This window comes from Yeguia hominis (assembly GCF_014384705.1).
GTDB classification, from domain to species: Bacteria; Bacillota; Clostridia; order Oscillospirales; family Acutalibacteraceae; genus Yeguia; species Yeguia hominis.
On record NZ_JACRSN010000012.1, the window covers coordinates 69,801 to 88,758 of the forward strand.

Annotated in this window: 19 protein-coding genes and 5 tRNA genes; 22 read left to right on the plus strand and 2 right to left on the minus strand. The window is 50.7% G+C overall.

What is annotated here, in order from left to right; genetic code table 11:
* Together rlmB and IAG03_RS08960 are read right to left on the minus strand one after the other, a co-directional pair.
* On the minus strand, window positions 1–780 hold the full coding sequence (gene rlmB / locus IAG03_RS08955) for a 23S rRNA (guanosine(2251)-2'-O)-methyltransferase RlmB (RefSeq protein WP_249319782.1): 780 nt from the start codon (window positions 778–780) through the stop codon (window positions 1–3).
* A 274-nt stretch (window positions 781–1,054) separates the two neighbouring features.
* The gene (locus IAG03_RS08960; RefSeq protein ID WP_249319783.1) at window positions 1,055–1,321 is read right to left on the minus strand and encodes a hypothetical protein; all 267 of its coding nucleotides are present in this window, start codon (window positions 1,319–1,321) and stop codon (window positions 1,055–1,057) included.
* Between the two features lie 427 nt (window positions 1,322–1,748).
* Here IAG03_RS08960 and IAG03_RS08965 point away from each other — a divergent pair, with 427 nt between their 5' ends.
* The 22 genes from IAG03_RS08965 (at window position 1,749) to IAG03_RS09070 (ending at window position 18,806) form a co-directional block, all read left to right on the plus strand.
* Window positions 1,749–2,462, plus strand: a complete 714-nt coding sequence (locus IAG03_RS08965) for a DUF6062 family protein (RefSeq protein WP_249319784.1) — start codon at window positions 1,749–1,751, stop codon at window positions 2,460–2,462.
* Window positions 2,459–3,346, plus strand: a complete 888-nt coding sequence (locus IAG03_RS08970; protein WP_249319785.1) for a DNA-3-methyladenine glycosylase family protein — start codon at window positions 2,459–2,461, stop codon at window positions 3,344–3,346. Before IAG03_RS08965 ends, IAG03_RS08970 begins: the two co-directional genes overlap by 4 nt.
* A gap of 398 nt (window positions 3,347–3,744) precedes the next feature.
* Window positions 3,745–3,820 (plus strand) — tRNA-Pro (locus IAG03_RS08975).
* A 440-nt stretch (window positions 3,821–4,260) separates the two neighbouring features.
* Window positions 4,261–5,136, plus strand: a complete 876-nt coding sequence (locus IAG03_RS08980; RefSeq protein WP_249319786.1) for a class I SAM-dependent methyltransferase — start codon at window positions 4,261–4,263, stop codon at window positions 5,134–5,136.
* A gap of 21 nt (window positions 5,137–5,157) precedes the next feature.
* Window positions 5,158–6,012: an energy-coupling factor transporter ATPase gene (locus IAG03_RS08985; RefSeq protein ID WP_249319787.1), complete on the plus strand. Its 855-nt coding sequence runs from the start codon at window positions 5,158–5,160 to the stop codon at window positions 6,010–6,012.
* Between the two features lie 5 nt (window positions 6,013–6,017).
* The gene (locus IAG03_RS08990) at window positions 6,018–6,887 is read left to right on the plus strand and encodes an energy-coupling factor transporter ATPase (protein ID WP_249319788.1); all 870 of its coding nucleotides are present in this window, start codon (window positions 6,018–6,020) and stop codon (window positions 6,885–6,887) included.
* The gene (locus IAG03_RS08995; protein WP_249319789.1) at window positions 6,884–7,699 is read left to right on the plus strand and encodes an energy-coupling factor transporter transmembrane component T family protein; all 816 of its coding nucleotides are present in this window, start codon (window positions 6,884–6,886) and stop codon (window positions 7,697–7,699) included. Before IAG03_RS08990 ends, IAG03_RS08995 begins: the two co-directional genes overlap by 4 nt.
* Window positions 7,700–7,703: 4 nt before the next feature.
* Window positions 7,704–8,441: a tRNA pseudouridine(38-40) synthase TruA gene (truA, locus tag IAG03_RS09000; RefSeq protein ID WP_249319790.1), complete on the plus strand. Its 738-nt coding sequence runs from the start codon at window positions 7,704–7,706 to the stop codon at window positions 8,439–8,441.
* 29 nt (window positions 8,442–8,470) lie between these two features.
* The gene (locus IAG03_RS09005; RefSeq protein ID WP_249319791.1) at window positions 8,471–9,688 is read left to right on the plus strand and encodes a DUF5711 family protein; all 1,218 of its coding nucleotides are present in this window, start codon (window positions 8,471–8,473) and stop codon (window positions 9,686–9,688) included.
* Between the two features lie 382 nt (window positions 9,689–10,070).
* The gene (locus IAG03_RS09010; RefSeq protein ID WP_249319792.1) at window positions 10,071–10,769 is read left to right on the plus strand and encodes a CvpA family protein; all 699 of its coding nucleotides are present in this window, start codon (window positions 10,071–10,073) and stop codon (window positions 10,767–10,769) included.
* Window positions 10,770–10,782: 13 nt separating this feature from the next.
* Complete coding sequence (locus IAG03_RS09015; RefSeq protein ID WP_249319793.1) at window positions 10,783–11,376, plus strand: CDP-alcohol phosphatidyltransferase family protein; 594 nt, start codon at window positions 10,783–10,785, stop codon at window positions 11,374–11,376.
* A gap of 72 nt (window positions 11,377–11,448) precedes the next feature.
* A complete protein-coding gene (locus IAG03_RS09020; protein ID WP_249319794.1) occupies window positions 11,449–13,722 on the plus strand; it encodes an ATP-dependent Clp protease ATP-binding subunit in 2,274 nt (757 codons plus the stop codon).
* Window positions 13,723–13,849: 127 nt separating this feature from the next.
* Window positions 13,850–13,923: transfer RNA gene (locus tag IAG03_RS09025), tRNA-Gly, on the plus strand.
* A gap of 35 nt (window positions 13,924–13,958) precedes the next feature.
* Window positions 13,959–14,035, plus strand: a tRNA-Arg gene (locus IAG03_RS09030).
* Between the two features lie 69 nt (window positions 14,036–14,104).
* A tRNA-His gene (locus tag IAG03_RS09035) sits at window positions 14,105–14,181 on the plus strand.
* 57 nt (window positions 14,182–14,238) lie between these two features.
* Window positions 14,239–14,314 (plus strand) — tRNA-Gln (locus tag IAG03_RS09040).
* 218 nt (window positions 14,315–14,532) lie between these two features.
* On the plus strand, window positions 14,533–15,660 hold the full coding sequence (locus IAG03_RS09045; protein WP_249319795.1) for an IS256 family transposase: 1,128 nt from the start codon (window positions 14,533–14,535) through the stop codon (window positions 15,658–15,660).
* Window positions 15,661–16,082: 422 nt separating this feature from the next.
* On the plus strand, window positions 16,083–16,556 hold the full coding sequence (locus tag IAG03_RS09050; protein WP_249319796.1) for a hypothetical protein: 474 nt from the start codon (window positions 16,083–16,085) through the stop codon (window positions 16,554–16,556).
* Window positions 16,557–16,580: 24 nt separating this feature from the next.
* Complete coding sequence (locus IAG03_RS09055; protein ID WP_249319797.1) at window positions 16,581–17,768, plus strand: phage minor capsid protein; 1,188 nt, start codon at window positions 16,581–16,583, stop codon at window positions 17,766–17,768.
* Window positions 17,750–18,061: a hypothetical protein gene (locus IAG03_RS09060; protein ID WP_249319798.1), complete on the plus strand. Its 312-nt coding sequence runs from the start codon at window positions 17,750–17,752 to the stop codon at window positions 18,059–18,061. Before IAG03_RS09055 ends, IAG03_RS09060 begins: the two co-directional genes overlap by 19 nt.
* A gap of 83 nt (window positions 18,062–18,144) precedes the next feature.
* Window positions 18,145–18,330: a hypothetical protein gene (locus IAG03_RS09065; RefSeq protein ID WP_249319799.1), complete on the plus strand. Its 186-nt coding sequence runs from the start codon at window positions 18,145–18,147 to the stop codon at window positions 18,328–18,330.
* A 122-nt stretch (window positions 18,331–18,452) separates the two neighbouring features.
* Window positions 18,453–18,806, plus strand: a complete 354-nt coding sequence (locus tag IAG03_RS09070) for a hypothetical protein (protein WP_249319800.1) — start codon at window positions 18,453–18,455, stop codon at window positions 18,804–18,806.
* Window positions 18,807–18,958: the final 152 nt, after the last annotated feature.

The window sequence follows — 18,958 nt, forward strand, 5'->3', positions numbered from 1 at the left end:
TCATTTAGCCTGGGCTGCCATACGGCTGCGCACTACTTCATAGCACAGGATGCCGCACGCGACAGAGGCATTTAATGAATTGACGTTTCCGCGAATCGGAAGGGAAACGATAAAATCAGATTTTTCTTTTACAAGGCGGCCGACGCCGTCGCCTTCGGAACCAACTACCAGCGCAACCGCGCCGCTGTAATCCACATCGCACCAGCGCTCTCCGTCCATATCCGCTGCATAGATCCATACGCCGCGCTTTTTCAGCTCGTCCATTGCTGCAGCAAGATTCGATACACGCGCTACCGGCAAATACTCCACTGCTCCGGCAGAGGCTTTTCCGACAGCGTATGTAAGACCCGTGGAATGCCGTTTGGGAACGATCACACCGTGCGCACCGGCGCATTCCGCCGTACGGATGACTGCACCGAGATTGTGCGGATCATGCAGGCCGTCCGCGATAATGAAGAACGGCGGCTCTCCGCGTTCTTCTGCAAGACGGAACAGGTCGTCCAGCGTCGCATAAGCCTTTACCGAGGCAACGGCGACAACGCCCTGGTGGTTTGCATGGCCGCAGAGAAAGTCGAGCTTTTTCGGGTCGGCTTCCTTGATCACAATCCCTTTTGCTTTCGCTTTTGCAAGCAATGCGGAGATTGCACCGGCCCGGTTCCCCCGGGCAACATAGAGGCTGTCAATCGTACGATCGGAACGCAGCGCCTCCAAAATAGCATTCCGTCCGATGATCAGATTTTCTTCCCGGTCTCCAACCGGCTTTTCCTGGATATCTGTCACAAATTGCCCCGCTTTCTGAACCCGGCGGAAAAGAACAGGCCGGATTCTCTATATATTCATGATTCATGGATACCTGTTCAGTCCAGAAGCATTCGGAAAAAGGCCGTGCGTGCACGCTCTTTGGCGAAAAGTGCAGCTTGCGAAAACAGAGCGTGGAATCCCGAAAGATCCGGGTTTTGCACAGACCACAACGACCCACTTTTAAGAGTATCATTATATCACAGAAATTGTGCCTTGAAAATATAAACTCCAAAATTATGGGAAAATTCAGAATTTAGACAAAATTCATGATGCCAAAGGTAAAAAGCGCGCCAACAGCTGCCGCTAAGATCATCCATAAGAGCTTTTTAAGGGCCAATCTTCCGTGCTTTTTGATTCCGCTCGGTGCGTCAATCTGCCGCAGGACCTTCAGCGCTTCTTTTTCAAGGGCCTGGCGCTGCGCGCTGTCGTATTCCGGTTTTACCACAAAATAGGCGCGTTCATAATAGATGGATCCGGTTTCCTGCACTTCAATAATCTGTCTGCTGATTCCTTTTATCATGTGTTTTCCCGATTCCTCCGTTTTTTCATACAATCCTATTTTGGACTCTTTTTCCAAGATTATACCGCCGGGCAAGCTGGTTATACTTTTTGTATTTACAGTTATTTACATAATTCGACGCATAACTTCAGAAAAGTACAGTTGAAAACTCTGTTGAAACAGTGGATAACTTTTGATAGACAGGCCATTTTTTACGGACATGTATATGCGATGTATTCTCCGTTATGTCAACTTGTGAATGAATCTTCTGCTTTTTTTAAAAAACTATCCGTAATATCTTAGAGCGGAGCGCTGCCGCAAAATTACAGAAGGAATGCGGCCTGTGAATTTTATTCGACGCCGAAGGATTTACAACGACCGAAATTTAGGGTATAATCTACACGGATTCAGTTTTGGACAGGCTGATTTCCAGAAGGAGGCTTCCTGCATGCGTGAAGATATTTGCTCCATTCCGATTCATGATGTGTTCGAACCGCGGGACGGCTGCCCGATTTGCCGGATGCGCGACATGCTGGAGGACCGGATTGCCACCTATATTACCGGCGCCGCCATGATGGAACCGGATGTCCGCATAGAGACCAATCGTCTGGGGTTTTGCAAAGATCATTTTGATCTGGTGCTTTCCCGCGGAAGCCGTCTTTCGGTCGCGCTGATTCTGGAAAGCCATCTGAAAGAAGTTGAAGAAAAGCTGGTTTTCCCGAAGGGGGATCGCCTGCCCGCAAAAAAAGTTCTTGCAGACCTTGACCGCGCAGAGCATTCCTGCTTTATGTGCGAAAATATCGAAACCAATATCCGACATCTTCTGGAAACGGTCACGCATCTCTGGCAGAAAGAGGAGGACTTCCGGACGCTTTACGCGCAGCAGCCGTATGTCTGCTTGCCGCATTACCGGATTTTGCTTTCGGCTGCAGAAAAGATGAATAAAAAGACTTACCAGCCATTTGTGCAGGAAACGCGCCGTTTAGCCGGAAATTATCTGCGGGAGCTGGAAAAAGACGTCACCCATTTTTGCCGGATGTTCGACTACCGCAATAAAGATTCCGATTGGGGAAATTCGAAAGATTCCATCGAACGGTCGATTCAATATCTCACTTCCCGTCAGCCCAAAAATGAAGGAAAGGCAGATGAAAAGAACCGATGAATGCTGTTTATGAAAACGGAAAGATCCTTCTTTCTGCAGACGCCTCGATTTTTAATTTGGCACAGACGCTGGAATGCGGGCAGTGTTTCCGTTGGGAATGCGCAGAAGACGGCGCTTGGCACGGCGTTTCCTCCGGAAAAGCGCTGAGGGTGCGCCAGACCGAGCAGCAGATTATTTTCGAGGGAACCACAGAGGAAGAATTTCAAACCTTTTGGTCCGACTATTTCGATCTGAACACAGATTACGAACGAATTCATAAAAAGCTTTGTGAGCGGAATGCAGCGCTGCGTCTTGCGGCGGTTTCGGCAAGCGGACTGCGGATTTTGCGTCAGGAACCCTGGGAGACGCTTTGTTCCTTTATCCTCTCTCAGAACAATAACATTCCGCGGATCAAAAAAATTATCGAAACGCTCTGTTCCTGCTTCGGAGAAAAATTGCCAGGTGGAGAATATTCTTTCCCTTCGGCGGAAGTGATCGCAGAATTGAGCGAAGAAGATCTGTCTCCGATTAAATGCGGATTCCGTTCCAAATATTTGCTGGATGCTGCTAAAAAAATTGCAGAAGGCAAATTTGATCTGCATGCCATTGAGATGATGCCGACAGAGGAAGCACGCAAAATGTTGACGATGCTGCGCGGTGTTGGTCCGAAGGTTGCGGAATGCGTTTTACTGTATGGCTTCCACCGCTTGGAGGCATTTCCGGTCGATGTCTGGATGACGCGCGCCATGACCGGCCTGTTTCCGGGAGAATCTCCGGACAGTTTTGGCGAATACGCCGGAATTGCACAGCAATATATTTACTATTACAGCCGTCTGCATCCGGAATTGTTTTCCGGCGACGCGCCGGAGACTTCAACTTCAAAAGAAATCGGCGCATTGTCTTGACTTTTCGAAGAAAAACCAGTATGATAAGAAAGCTGTTTTAGAATGCGGGACGCTTTTGCGCGCTTCTGGCGAACAGCAGACAAAGAAAGTTGTTTCCTGTGAAAAAAGAAAAGGACGTGCGGGCACCATTTTGTTGGCTGCAGGTACCTTCTTGTTTTTACTGCAAACCTTTTTACCCATAGCAGCATGTATTTATCGGGGTGTAGCGCAGTTGGCAGCGCGCCAGTTTTGGGTGAGGTTGTGAGCGCTGCCGGTGGCAGAGAAAGCGAGCAAAACGAAGCGCCGCGGTCGACAGAAAAGCGACGCTGCAAGGCGCTTTTCGTCGGGCACCGCAAGAGGGTTACCAAAACGGAGTACGGCGGTCGGCCGGAATAGATAAAAGAAACTTCATATTATATCGGGGTGTAGCGCAGTTGGTAGCGCGCCAGTTTTGGGAACTGGATGTCGTCGGTTCGAGCCCGGTCACCCCGACCAGGATGGATATTCATAACGCAAGTTGGTTATGAATATCCATTTTCTTTATGTTTATCGTGCGCGGCAGGTTTGGAGAAACCCGTCGTTTGCTCTTTATACAGGATACAGGGAAATTTGCCACGATCCAGTTTCGGCGGATTGCCGATCGTGCGGCATTCGGGCGCAAAGAAGCCCGCAAACCGCCAATGAAATAGATTGCTGCGCTACGCGTTGCGCGCAGTTTTTACCAGCCAATAAATTTGCAGGAACATGCACAGAATTTTAAGCCTGTACCCATTACGGAATCTTTGCTTTTTGGCGGGATCTATGCTATAATATTACGAATTATGTGCAAACGGCATTCCAGTGCGGAATTCCGACGGAATGTGCAGCGCCACTTCAGTAAAAACGGGCAAAAATACGTGCAGGGCGATCTCCTGCCGAAAACAGAGGAGTCAGATGTGAGGGCAGCAGTTGGATGGAAAGAATATGAGCTTCTGGATGCGTCCGGTGGAGAACGGCTGGAACGGTGGGGAGATATTATCCTGATCCGCCCGGATCCGCAGGTGATCTGGAACACGCCGCGTGACAACCCCCTTTGGAAACATGCGCATGCACGGTATGTGCGGTCATCTTCCGGCGGTGGGTCGTGGAAGGTCTATAAGCAGCTTCCTCCTGCCTGGGATCTTCATTATCACACGCTTTCATTCCGGGTGAAAACCATGGGCTTTAAACATACCGGGATTTTTCCGGAACAGGCGGTGAACTGGGAGTATTCCGCAAAGAAAATTGCGGCGGCAAAAGGCCCGGTGAAGGTGCTGAATTTATTTGGCTATACCGGCGCGGCAACGCTTGCCTGCCTGCAGGCCGGCGCCAGTGTGTGCCATGTGGACGCCTCCCGGGGGATGGTGACCTGGGCGCGGGAAAATGCGGCGCTCAGCGGGCTTGCGCAGAAACCGGCGCGCTGGCTTGTGGATGACTGCGCAAAATTTGTGGCGCGCGAACAGCGGCGCGGAAATACGTATGAAGCGATTATCATGGATCCGCCTTCTTACGGACGCGGCCCGTCCGGAGAGGTTTGGCGGTTAGAAGAACACATTTATTCTCTGGTGGAAATGTGTCTTCCGATTTTGTCGGAACGTCCGCTGTTTTTTATGCTCAATTCTTATACCGCCGGGCTTTCCCCTTCGGTGATGGAATATATTCTGCATGTCCTTATGCGGAGCCGGCTGGGCGGATCGGTTCATGCCGATGAGATCGGCATTCCGGTCTCATCGACCAAACAGGTGCTGCCGTGCGGCAGTACGGCAATCTGGGAAGCAGACGCAACCTTATAAAAACGGACGGAGTTTTGAAATATGGCGTATTTACAGGCGGACAACGTCACATTTGCATATGAATCACAGGAAAACCGGGAGACGTTGGCAGAAGTCCTTCACGGTGTGACGATTCACATTGAAAAGGGAGAATTTGTTGCGCTTTTGGGACATAACGGAAGCGGCAAATCGACGATGGCCAAGCAGTTCAACGCGATGCTGCTGCCTTCCGGCGGAAAGGTATACGTAGACGGACTCGATACCATGGAGGAGGCGCTCAAATATGAAATCCGGCGCAGGGTAGGCCTGGTTTTGCAGAATCCGGACAACCAGCTGGTTGCGAGCATCGTGGAAGAAGACGTCGCATTCGGGCCGGAAAATCTCGGCGTACCGCCGGAAGAAATCCGGCAGCGTGTGGATGACGCACTCAAAACGGTTGGCATGTATGAATTCCGGACGCATGCGCCGTATAAGCTTTCCGGCGGACAGAAGCAGCGGATTGCCATTGCAGGCATCATCGCCATGCAGCCGGATTGTATCGTGCTCGATGAACCGACCGCGATGCTCGATCCGCGCGGACGAGAGGAAGTTTTGGAAACAATCCACCGTCTGAACCGTGAGAAAGGCATCACAATCGTGCTGATTACGCATTATATGGATGAAGCGGTCGATGCCGGCCGGGTTATTGTGATGGATAGCGGCAAGGTCCTTGTGGAAGGCGTGCCCAGAGAGGTGTTCTCTCATGCGGAACTGCTCAAGCAGCATGAACTGGATGTGCCGCAGGCCACAGAGCTTGCCTATCGTCTGCGGGCGGCGGGTTTGCCGGTCCCGGAGGGCATTTTAAACGAAGTGGAATGCGTCCAGGCAATTGAAGCGCTGTTTGACAGAAAGAGGTGACCCTATTGGCGGCAGTATTGGAACTAAAGGATTTGAGCTATGTATACGGACAGGGGACGCCTTTCTGCAAGACCGCAGTCGATCATGTCAGCCTTTCCATTGAAGAAGGGGAATTTATCGGCGTGATCGGACACACCGGAAGCGGAAAATCTACCCTGATTCAGCAGTTTAACGGTCTGCTGCGCCCGACGTCGGGGCAGGTGCTGCTCAAAGGCCGGGATATTTGGGAACAGCCGAAAAAGATCCGGGATGTCCGGTTTCAGGTCGGCATGGTGTTTCAGTATCCGGAACATCAGCTTTTTGAAGAGAGCGTTTTAAAGGATATTGCATTCGGCCCGAAAAATATGGGGATGAACGAAACGGATGCCCAAAAGCGTGCCTGTGAGGCGGCGGAGTTTGTGGGACTCAAACCGGAGCTGTGGGAGAAATCTCCGTTTGAGCTTTCCGGCGGCGAAAAGCGCCGGGTGGCTATTGCGGGCGTGATTGCGATGGATCCGGATGTCCTGATTCTGGACGAGCCGACTGCGGGGCTGGACCCGCATGGACGGGATGTCCTGTTGGCACAGATCGAAGCGTATCACCGCCAGCGCGGCAACACCATTTTATTGGTGTCGCACAGTATGGAGGATATTGCCCGCGCAGCAGACCGGCTCCTCGTGATGGATCACGGAAAAGTGGCCATGTTTGACGAAACGGCCAAAGTGTTCGCGCGGCCTGCGGATCTTGAAAAGATCGGGCTGCGGGTCCCGCAGGTTACCAAGATTATGACCATGCTGCACGAGGATGGATACCCGGTGGAAAAAGGGGTTCTGACCGTGGAGCAGGCATTGCGGCAGCTTCTTCCGCTGCTTCAGGAAAAGGAGGGACGGGCATGATTACCGATATTACACTGGGACAGTTCTTTCCCGGAAAATCCGTCGTGCATCGTCTGGATCCGCGCGCGAAGCTGCTTTTGACGCTGCTTTTAATTGTCTTTTTATTTGTCGCAAGCAACTTTGTCGGACTCGGCGTGATGGTTGCGACGATCCTGATTTCGATGCTGCTTTCGGGCGTGCCGATTCGTCTGTATTTTAAAAGTATCAAGGCGATCATTGTGATCGTCCTGTTTACATCGGTGCTCAATTTGTTTTACGGATCCGGGGATCCGATCTTCGAGTGGGGCATTTTGAAAATCACCATGAATGGGATCTACAACAGCATTTTTATTGCAGTTCGCATTATCAGCCTGATTTTGGTCAGTTCCATTCTGACGTTTACCACTTCTCCGACAGAACTGACCGACGCACTGGAGCGTGTGATGAAGCCGCTCAAGCTGATCCGGGTTCCGGTGCATGAAATCGCGATGATGATGACGATTGCGTTGCGCTTTGTTCCGACGCTGCTGGAGGAAACGGACAAAATCATGAGTGCGCAGAAAGCGCGCGGTGCCGATATGGAAAGCGGCGGACTGATGCAGCGCATCCGGGCCTTGATCCCGATTTTGATTCCGCTGTTTGTCTCGGCGTTCCGCAGGGCCTATGACCTTGCCATGGCGATGGAATGCCGGTGCTACCATGGCGGTGAGGGACGAACAAAGATGAAGCAGCTTCATCTGAAAGCTTCGGATATCTGGATCTGTGCGGGGATTATCCTGATTTGTGCCGGCACAATTGTGCTGAACCTGTATATTCCGAAGGTTGGGAGGTAAGGCAGTGCGAAACCTGCTTCTGATGATCGGATATGACGGTGCGGCCTACCATGGATGGCAGGTGCAGCAAAATGCGCGCGCGGTCCAGGAGGTGTTCCAGGAAGCGCTGCAGAACGTTTTGGGCGAACGGCCGGATATCAAAGGCTGCAGCCGGACGGATACCGGCGTTCATGCGCGGGAATACGGGATCAGTTTTCGGACTGCGCACCGGATCCCCTGCCACAGGTTGGTTTTTGCGCTCAATCGGTTTTTGCCGCCGGATATGGCGGTGTTTTCCTGCCGGGAGATGCCGGAAGATTTTCACGCCCGGTATTCCTGTAAGGGTAAAGAATACGTCTACGAAATCTGGAACAGCGAGATCCGCTCTCCGTTTTTAGAAGGACGCGCGCTGCATTACCGGTATCCGATGGATGCCGCTCTTTTACAGAAAGCGGCCACGTGCTATCTGGGAAAGCACGATTTTACGTCTTTTTGCACAGTGGATAAACGGGAACGCAGAAATATGGAGCGCACGGTCACCCGGGCGGAAGTCGTACGCAGCGGGGAGATGGTCTCCTTTACGGTAAGCGCGGACGGTTTCCTTTACAATATGGTCCGCATTATGACGGGAACACTCCTGCGGGTTGCACAGGGGAAGATTTCGCCGGAGGACCTCCCGCAGATTCTTGCCGCTAAAGACCGAAAGGCGGCGGGTCCGACGGCACCGGCTTGTGGGTTGTATCTGAATAAAGTCTTTTATTGAAATATGGGGAAAGAAAGGAGGATCCTGCAATGAATCCAGAAAACAGGCCGGATCAGGAGCCGACCCGGGAAGAAAAGATTGCCGCTTTTCGGAATCGAAAGCAAAAAGACCGGGTTCGCCGGATTCCCAAAATCATTTTTCGAAGCATCGGGATCCTTCTTGCTGTATGCTTGCTGCTTACGGTTTGGGTAAACCGTAAATTTCTTTTTTCCGGAGAATTTTCTGAAACGGTACAACTGTTGCTTGCAGAGATGAGCGGCGGAGACGGATTCCCATATTCCATCAAAGGCGACTCTGTGATGCCGTCCAACTTTTTTGTATCCGGTAAGGAGCTTGTGCTGGCCAGCGATCGGTCGCTGAACATGGTGACGGCAAAGGGGCATACTGTGATTGAGACACAGCACAGCTACAGCACGCCGGTTTTGCGGGCAAGCGGATCCCGCTGTCTGCTTTACCATCTCGGCGGACTGGATTATCAGGTGGAATCCGTATCCGGAACCGTGCAGAAAACAACGGCAGAACAAAAGATCATTGCCGGCGATCTTGCGGCAAACGGGCGGTATGTTCTGGTTACGCAGGCGGATAATTATGCCTCTGCGCTTTATGCGTATCTGCCGGATGGAACGCTGCAATATCAGTATCTGTTTTCCAATTGTTATGTTACGTCGGTTGCACTTCGGCCGGACGGCGCCGGCGGCATTGCCTGCGGGATGTTCAGCAAAAACGGTGCGCTGTATTCCGCAATTTACGTGTTTGATTTTAATACTGAGGAACCGCTTGCGGTATTGGAGCAGGCGGATGTGTGCTATCTGGATGTTTCTTACGGGGAACACGGCACTGCTGTTTGCGTGGGAGACACGATGTTGTCTGTAGTCGACACGGCAAATTATCAGAAAAACGATTATGCATACGGCCAGGAAACCTTGCAGGCCTGGTCTGTTTATGATGGTACGGCGGCGCTTGCGCTGTCGGCCTATTCCGGTGCATCGGAGAGCCATGTGCGGATCATTGGCGCCGATGCGGCTGAGGTTGTATCGATGCCGGTCTCCGGAGAAGTACGGGACGTCGCCCTTTACGGAGATACCGTTTGTGTGCTGCATGACGGCGTTTTAGATGCCTACCTTGTGGGAAATGGCGCGGCGGCGGCTTCCCGTGATGTAGGCAAGGATGCCCGTGCAGTCGCGATGCGCGATACGCGTTCGGCGTATTTGCTCGGTGTCACGGAAGTACGATATGTGTCTTTCTAGCTAGTGCGATCTGCCTGCAAAGAAGAACATTCAGAAAAGCAGGACCGCGAAAGCGGATCTAAATTTCAGAATATCACGGAACCATTAATTTTTGCTTAAATCGTAGTTGCAGCGGCAGGTAAGAGTTGTCTCCGCAGATTGTTTATGGTATGATACTACCATCGGTTGCGCCGTCTGTGCTTTTGTGGGCGAAAGAAGCGCTGACGCGGAGGCGGCTTTCTGGAATGGATCAATACCGGAAAGACAGTGGAATTCAGCAAACAGAATTTGCCGAATGTTTGAAACTCCCATCGTGACCGGTAAGGCAGGTGAAAGTTTGAAAAATTCGGGAAGCAGATTCCCAAATTTGATAGGGAATGATTTTTGAGAGGGAAGCCTCATTATGAAGTATCTCTTTGACGGCATTTTGATTTTGGTTTTTCTTCTTTGCGTTGGAATCGGGAAGAGAAAAGGATTTGTCCGGTCTCTGTTTTCCCTGTTCAGCGGCGTTCTTTCAGCAATTGCTGCGATGCTTGCGGGCCGGTTCCTTGCTGGATGGTGTTACGATACGCTCATCCACAAGGCGCTAGTCGAGCGGTTTACAAAAGCGATTGCCGCTTCAGAAGCAGCAGATCGAACAGAAGCGCTTTGGGAGAGCTTGCCCCGTGTTTTGCAAAATTTGATGAACCATGCAGGAATGAGTGGGAAAAGCCTCGGTGCTTCTGCAGAGAAGACCGGGGAGGCGCTTGCAGAGCATGCGGCGCGTGTTCTGCAGCCGGTGGTGACGGCGCTGCTGGAAATTTTATTTGCGCTGATTTTGTTTTTTGTGTGTTTGCTGTTGCTGCGATTCCTTGCACGCGTGCTGGATGGAATTTTCCAGCTGCCGGTTTTGCACACCATCAATAGCGGACTTGGGCTGTTTCTTGGCGCTTTGACAGGCCTTTTGGCTGTGTTTTTAATTTGTATCTGGACCGGGCCGATTCTTTCTCTGTTTTCCGGTGAGACGGCCGCGTTTTTACAAAAAAGTCTGGATGCATCCTGTATTGGACGGTTCCTGTTGGAGCATAATCCATTCGGCGGAGATTTTTTCCGCAATCATTGAGGAGAATCGTACGATGATTCAATTTGACAAAAAAAATCTGAATGTTCCCAATGCGCTGACGCTGCTGCGGATTATCCTGATTGCCCCGTTTCTCTATTTTTTCCTGACGGGAAATATCACTTGGGCGCTGATTGTGGTTGGACTTTCCGGACTGAGCGACGCGCTGGATGGATTTATTGCACGGCGGTATCATCAGATTACCCCGCTCGGGAAGCTGCTCGATCCGTTGGCAGACAAGCTGACACAGACGACGATAGCACTCTGTATTTCTATCCGGGTTCCAATTTTAATCCCGATATTCGCCATTTTTGTGGTCAAGGAAATTTTGATGCTGATCGGCGCCTGTATCCTTCTTAAAAAGAAAAAACGGCCCGGTGCAGCGCGCTGGTATGGAAAAATGGCGACGATTCTGTTTTATGTTTCCATTGTATCCGTTTTGGTCATGCATGTCTTTTTCCAAGATACGCCGGTACTGATGGGGATTTCCATGGCGCTGCTTGTGGTAACGGCTGCGTCCATGATTTATGCATTTATAGAGTATTACAAGGTGTTCCGCGCGCTGCTGCAGGAAGCAAATACGCCGGCGCTGAATGCCTCTAAAGAATAAGGGTGTCCCAATTTTGCCGCGGGGCAAGAAACCCGATTCCGTTGCGGCAGCGGAGAATGGAACGATACCATGATGATGTGTTCAAGATGTCACAAACGGCCTGCCGTTGTATTCATATCGCAGTCTGTGGATGCCTCCAAAAGCGAGGGCCTTTGCCTGGTGTGCGCCAAAGAGCTTGGAATTAAACCGGTCAATGACCTGATGGACCGCATGGGCATCACGCCGGAGCAGATTGAGGCAATGGAAGAAGAACTCAGCGATGTTCTGGCGGAAGCCGGTCAGGATAGCGACCTTTCCACAGAGGATTTCATGCCCGGTGGGGCAGCGACGTTTCCCTTTTTGCAAAATTTGTTTTCCGGAAATTCCGGAGAGAAAAAGGAGCAGAAACAACAGGCTGCACCGAAAGAGAAAAAAACAGAGTCCCACGTGAAAAATAAGCGAAAGTTTATCGGCGCGTACTGCACCGATCTTACCGCAAAGGCACGGAATGGAGAGCTCGATGCGATTATCGGACGTGACCGGGAAATCACCCGTGTGATCCAGATTTTGAGCCGCCGTACAAAGAATAACCCCTGCCTGATTGGCGAACCGGGTGTTGGAAAAACGGCAATTGCAGAAGGGCTGGCGCTGCGGATTGCGCAGGGAGAAGTGCCTTCCCGCCTGAAAAAGAAGGAAATTCAGCTTCTGGATCTGACAGCGCTTGTTGCCGGGACGCAGTTCCGTGGACAGTTTGAGAGCCGGATCAAGGGCTTGATCGAAGAAGTGAAGGCAAGCGGAAATGTCATTCTGTTTATCGACGAGGTCCACAATCTGGTGGGCACCGGAGATGCAGAAGGCTCAATGAACGCGGCAAACATCTTGAAGCCGGCACTGTCCCGCGGAGAGATTCAGGTGATCGGTGCGACCACGTTTGTGGAGTATCGGAAATATATTGAAAAGGATGCCGCGCTGGAACGCCGGTTCCAGCCGGTAACGGTTGCAGAACCGTCTGTTCAGGAGACAGTAGAAATTCTTTCCGGTGTAAAGTCTTACTACGAGACCTATCACCGTGTCCACGTGCCGGATGCAATCATTCGCCGTGCAGTGGTACTTGCAGAGCGTTATATCACGGATCGCTATTTGCCGGACAAGGCAATTGACCTGCTGGATGAAGCTTGCACCCATGCGTCTTTACGCAATCCGGCGATCACCGAGTATGAGGATGCAACGCAGGAACTGGATACGCTCAAGACGCAGGAAGAAGTGCTTTCCGGCGATACGGAGCCCAATTATGAAGAGATGGCAAAGGTGCGCTATGAAATTGCGCGGATGGAGGATCAGGTACACGGACTCGAAGATGCGCTGCAGCACGCGACAGTCGAAGAGCAGGACATTGCCCATGTGATTGAGCTGTGGACGGGGATTCCTTCCAGCAGAGTTCAGGAGAACGAGCTGAAAAAACTCAAAGATTTGGAGCGGGATCTGAATTCCAAAGTAATCGGACAAGAAGAAGCGGTCGCAGCGCTTTCTGCAGCAATCCGGCGCAGCCGGGTGCAGATTAGCCCGCGCCGCCGTCCGGCTTCGTTCATTTTTGTCGGACCCACCGGTGTTGGAAAGACGGAGCTTGTAAAGGTATTGGCATCGGAGCTTTTTGATGCGCCTGAGACGCTGATCCGGCTGGATATGTCAGAATTTATGGAGAAGCATTCTGTTTCCCGGATTATCGGTTCGCCTCCGGGATATGTGGGCTATGACGAAGCGGGTCAGGTGACAGAAAAGGTGCGCCGCCGTCCGTATTCTGTGCTGTTATTTGATGAGATTGAAAAGGCGCATCCGGATGTGATGAACATCCTGCTGCAAATTCTGGATGAAGGCCGGATCACCGATGCACAGGGCCGGCAGGTGAATTTTGAAAATACCGTCATTGTGATGACCTCAAATGCGGGAAGTGAACACCGCGGCGAGGCGCTGGGATTTGCCAAAAGCGCTGCAGATATGAGTCGGGAAAAGGCCATGAAAGCGCTGGCGGATTTCCTGCGCCCGGAATTTTTGAGCCGGATCGACGAGATTATTGTATTCCGCCCGCTGGAAAAGGCAGATTTCGTCAAGATCGCTGCGTTGATGATGGATGAATATCGGACGGCGCTGTCCGAACGCGGGATTGCGTTCCGGTATGATGATGCGGCGTGCGCCTGGCTTGCCGAACATGCGATCGGCGGAAAAAGCGGTGCGCGTGATTTGCGGAATTTGATTCGCAAAGAGGTCGAGGATCGGATTGCCTCTGCAATGATCGATGCAGAAGGAACGCCGCTTTCTGCAATTGCAATTACGGCGGATGACGCCGGACTGCAGCTGCAGACGCTGTAAAGAAGCCAGCAGTGGACGGCGCTCGTTAGCCGTATCGGTTTGTAGCGAAATTCGAGTCAGGAAATCCCTAAAAATACTTGACAAAAGAACCGGCGATGTGATATACTATATTGCGTCGCCGAGATGCGCGGGTGTAGTTCAGTGGTAGAACACTAGCCTTCCAAGCTAGTCATGTGGGTTCGATTCCCATCACCCGCTCCACTTCCAGCCTGTGAAGTGCGCAGGCGGATTGATCTGCGCCAATAGCTCAGCTGGATAGAGCAACTGCCTTCTAAGCAGTAGGCCAGGGGTTCGAGTCCCTTTTGGCGCGCCAAAAGGCTTTTATTTGAACTTCATGTGAAAGCCGTTTTTTGATATCCCCGGAGTTTCCGGAGGAAATATGGTGGATTTAGCTTAGTTGGTTAAAGCGCCAGTTTGTGGCACTGGAGACCGTGGGTTCGAATCCCACATTCCACCCCAAATGCACGGGGCAATGGTTCGCCGTTGCCTCGTGTTATTCTCTATCTATATTTATTTTGGGCTGTAGCCAAGGGGTAAGGCAACGGACTTTGACTCCGTCATTCCGCTGGTTCAAATCCAGCCAGCCCAGCCAAAAGAGACAAACAAGTCTAAAAAGCTTGTTTGTCTCTTTTTTATCCCACGAATAATCAAAATATTATGTGTTTTGGAGCGATTTTAATAGAAAATCGCTCCGTTTGAGATAAGGTAAGACAAGTTGCGCAAATTGAAACGAGCAAAAAAGAAGACATAGCTTGCAGGCTCTGGTAGAATGAAGTCACAACACAAACATTCGAAAGGAGACAGCAAACGATGTCCGAGAAAATTGTACAGCTGACCGAGGAACTAATCAAGGGGCAGATCAGGGAATTGGTCCGAAGCAGCGCGGAAAAAACCCTGAACGAGCTGCTGGAAAAGGAGGCGGAGTCTCTGACGCAGGCGGCCCGCTGCGAGCGCAGCGAGGCCCGTCAGGGCTGCCGCAGCGGCCACTATGACCGGAACCTCGCCACGATCTCCGGCGACGTCACGCTCCATATGCCGCGGCGCAAGGGCGTGTCCTTCGAGACGGCCGTCATCGAGCGGTATCGCCGCCGGGAAAGCAGCGTGGAGGAGGCCCTCATTGAGATGTGCCTGGCAGGCGTTTCCGTGCGTCGTGTGGAGGACATCACCGAAGCCCTGTGGGACAGCAAGGTCTCGCCTGCCACCGTCAGCGAACTGAACAAGAAAGCCTGCGTCCGCATTGAAGACTGGCGGAACCGGCCTTTGCAGGGCGGACGCTATCCATATGTCTATGTGGACGGCATCTGCCTGCGCCGCAACTGGGGCGGAGAATACGAAAATGCTGCCATTCCGGCGGCAATTACCGTGAATGAGGACGGGTTTCGTGAGGTTCTGGGCGCTGTCGAGGGGATGAAAGAGGACAAGGCCAGCTGGGTCGGCTTTTTCCAGCGGCTGCGCGGGCGGGGTCTAGACGGCGTAAAGCTCATCGTCGGCGACAAGTGCATGGGGATGCTGGAGGCCGTGGGCGAAGTATTCCCAGATGCCAAATACCAGCGCTGCACCGTGCATTTCTACCGCAATGTTTTCTCCGTTGTGCCCAGATCCAAGGTTAAGATGGTAGCGAAAATGCTCAAGGCGATCCACGCGCAGGAGAGCAAGAAAGCCTCCTGCGCGAAGGCAAAGGCCGTTGTTGCCGAGTTAAAAACAATGAAGCTGAAGGAGGCTGTCAAGAAGGTCGAGGACGGCATCGAGGAGACGCTGACCTGCTGTGATTTTCCCAGCGAGCACTGGACGCGTATCCGCACCAGCAATGCGATCGAGCGGCTGAACCGTGAGATCCGCCGCAGGACGCGTGTGGCGGGAACGCATTGGGGCAACAAGAAGTACATGAATATGAAGCATCTGGAGGCGGCTTTGAACGACGTCCCTGTTGCCGGCTGACTTCATTCAGCCGGAGTCTGCAAACCTTTTTGCGCATAATTCTTGACAGTACCATTTCAATAGTATGGATATCATTTGATGGATCCGGAAATGTTGTTGAAACAGTGCTACTAAAAATGAACAGGAATTATTTTTGCAGGATTAAAAAAAGTGAACTGCTAATGATTCGTGTCATCAATGAAAAGATAATTTTTTAAAACCCAGTTTTCCATAATTCAGATATGGATGGCACGGAACGTGATAGGAACTACTTTTGTTGTTATCGAATGACCAATAGAATATACATGGATCACACAAGAGACAACCATTGCTGTAGTTGGCTATTTCCGTATATTCTTATTCGAAAAAATAACCCTAAGGGGCGAGCAGAACTAAAAAAGCAAGGAAGAGAAGTGCTGAACAAGGCAATTTGGTGATAAATTATGAAGTTATGGAAGTGCAATCATTGGGATCTGTATCTTTATCAGGACAGAAGGACAGGTGTCCGCCTGCGCTTTGATAAAGGTGTAGACCCTGAGGTTCGTAGAGCTTGTCTTGCGTTTGTTCAATGGATGCGGAAAAATTTTGATTTCCCAATACGGATTCCAATTTATTTAAAAAACAAAGAGTTTATAGTATCGAATCAAGGCGAACAGGCATCGGCAGCTTTTTTCGGTCCCTATGACAAGCGTTTCGAGCCATACATTCGAATTTCAGTTGGAGACTACAAAACACTTTTAAAAAGTCGTGGAAAAGATCGTGCACTTGCGGCAATTCTTCATTCCGTTGCACATGAATTGTCGCATTATTACCAGTGGATCAAAGATACACTAGATGATCCGCGTGCAGAAAGACAAGCGCGGTATTATGCAAGAAGAGTTCTGGATATCTATGCGCAAACAAGAGAACATCCATAAAATATTCTTAGTTTAATCGTTGCTATGGCCACAGAGGAATTTCTACGCAAGGGAATTGACTGCATCGAATACAAAGACGGCAAGCGGGTAAACATTGCAAGTTATGTGCAAATGGCGCTCCGCACTGCGGCCACGCGTTCGTATTTGCAAGGCGAGGCAAAAGGCCGCGACGAACTGGGGATTGACACGGTGCTGGTATCGCAGTATGGAGCATGCTCCAATACGTGTTTGCCGTGGCAGGGGCGTGTGTACATAGATAATGTTTGGGGAAGCTGGAACGGAGAACGTGAGGGAGACCGGGGCAAAAGTCGGGACGGAAACTGGTATGTGCTGCTTTCCGTAGCGGTCAAAAACGGCCTCTTTCATCCGAACTGCCGGCACACGCTGTCCACCTGGATTTCCGGAATCAGCACCATGCCGGAGCCAATGGACAAAGATAAAATTCGGAAAACTGCTGCGCTGGAACAGAAGCAGCGGAAGTTGGAACGGGATGTACGTCTGTGGAAACGCATGGAAGCCGGTGCAGTGGATCCGGAGAACCAGAAACAGGCACGGGATCATCGGCGCACAGCGCAAAAGAAGCTGCGGGAATTTATCGTGGCACATGATGATGTATTAAGGCGCGATTATTGGCGGGAAAAGGTATATACAGCGCCGCAAAAGGATGATATAATAAAGACACTAACCGAACAAGTGAAAGCCCTTGACCCTTCCTTACAATTGGCTCTTACAAACTACACCGGATTTAATGCTACGAGGATAAACCAAGCGTTAAACGGCACAATAAAACGTTCTGAAACAATTAACAAGTCGATTGATCAACTTGATTTAGCGCTTGCATCTGGGGTAATCCCGGAAGAAATAACGGTTTATAGGCAAACGATTCCTCGAAACGTTAATGTTATTAGGAACCTCATGAATAAAAACCGTTTTGATTTGAACGAATCTACTTTAAACAAATTGATTGGTCTTGTAGATGTTCAATACGGGTATTTGTCAACAAGTTTAATCCCGTTAAACCTCCCCGGAAGAAACGTGAGGTTAATATTACGGGTACCGAAAGGATTTGTTGGGGCACAATACATTGCACCGATAGCAACTTTAAAATACAGGTGGCAGGAAGAGATTCTTTTTAAAACCGGTTTAAGGTACATCATTACAAAAGCGAAAAAAGAGGGGGATCAGATAACGATATGGGGAATCATTCTGTAGACGATGAACACAAAGAGGATATGGAAAGGCTCGATTGGAAAGAGGATATGATGCAAAAAATGGACAGCTCATATTCCGAGACTGTGGCTATGCTGCTATGCAATATTTGCAAACATTATTCTCCACCTGGCATGTGCGGCAAGACGCAAAAACCCATTCCGAGCGAAATCCTAAATTACAAAATTCGAAAATGTGATCAATTTGCTTTGGATGATAGTGTGTTAATGCCGGTGTTAAAAGATATTTTTGTTTCTTTGTACGATGATGGCCCCGAAGAAGTATATAAAAAATAAATTTGTGCGTATCAAAGGCGCGAAGAATAACCGCCCGCCAATCGGTAGGGCAGTATTTCTATGCATGAATACAGGAGGAACCCATGATTTGTCCGTATAACATGAAATCTCAAGTCAGCGTGCAGCAGTGGATGCAGGAATATGGCGGCGAAAACGGAGATCAAACACCCGCAGGGACAACGATCACAAATGAGCAGTTCGAATATATGGAATGCGCCCGGGAAGATTGCGGCGCGTTCTATGACGGAAGATGCCATTATAACGGCTAAATTTCATATGGTTTAACGAAGCGGCTTTCAAGCTGCTTTTTTTATGCCCAAAACATGCTGAATGGCAAAAAACTCTGCAAGGAAATGAAAGCCGACAGGCTATAAAAGGAGCGGATTTGCGCATGAAGGAACCTAATGAAGAGATCGTGACACAGGACGAAGAGCAGCAAAACCAGCAGCTGGAAACAAACGCCGCAGGTTTGCCCCAGACACAGGAAGAGTTGGACGCGCTGATTGAAAAACGGATCAAGCGCGAGCACAAAAAATGGGACAAGCAACAGCAGCAAACAGAAGAACCGGCAGAACCCAAACAGGCAACAGAAACCGCTGTACAAAGCATTGCAATCCAAAAAGAGCTTACAGAAGCCCGGGCGCAATTGGAAGCAGTGAAAAGCGGCGTTCGGCCCGATGTAGTGGAAGATGCGGTTTATCTCGCAACGCGGGAAATTGAGGGGTCAATCCCAAATTCTGTGTAAACGCTAAATCGTGGTGCAAAATAGAGCAAAATCATTTTAAGGCGGGAGCGGCGCAAGCTGCTGCCGCCTTGTCTATAAAATAACAGCGCTTCGAGGGTATGTCAAGGGCGGAGGCGTCAGCCTCCGTTCATCAGAGCAGTGCTGCCGCACCG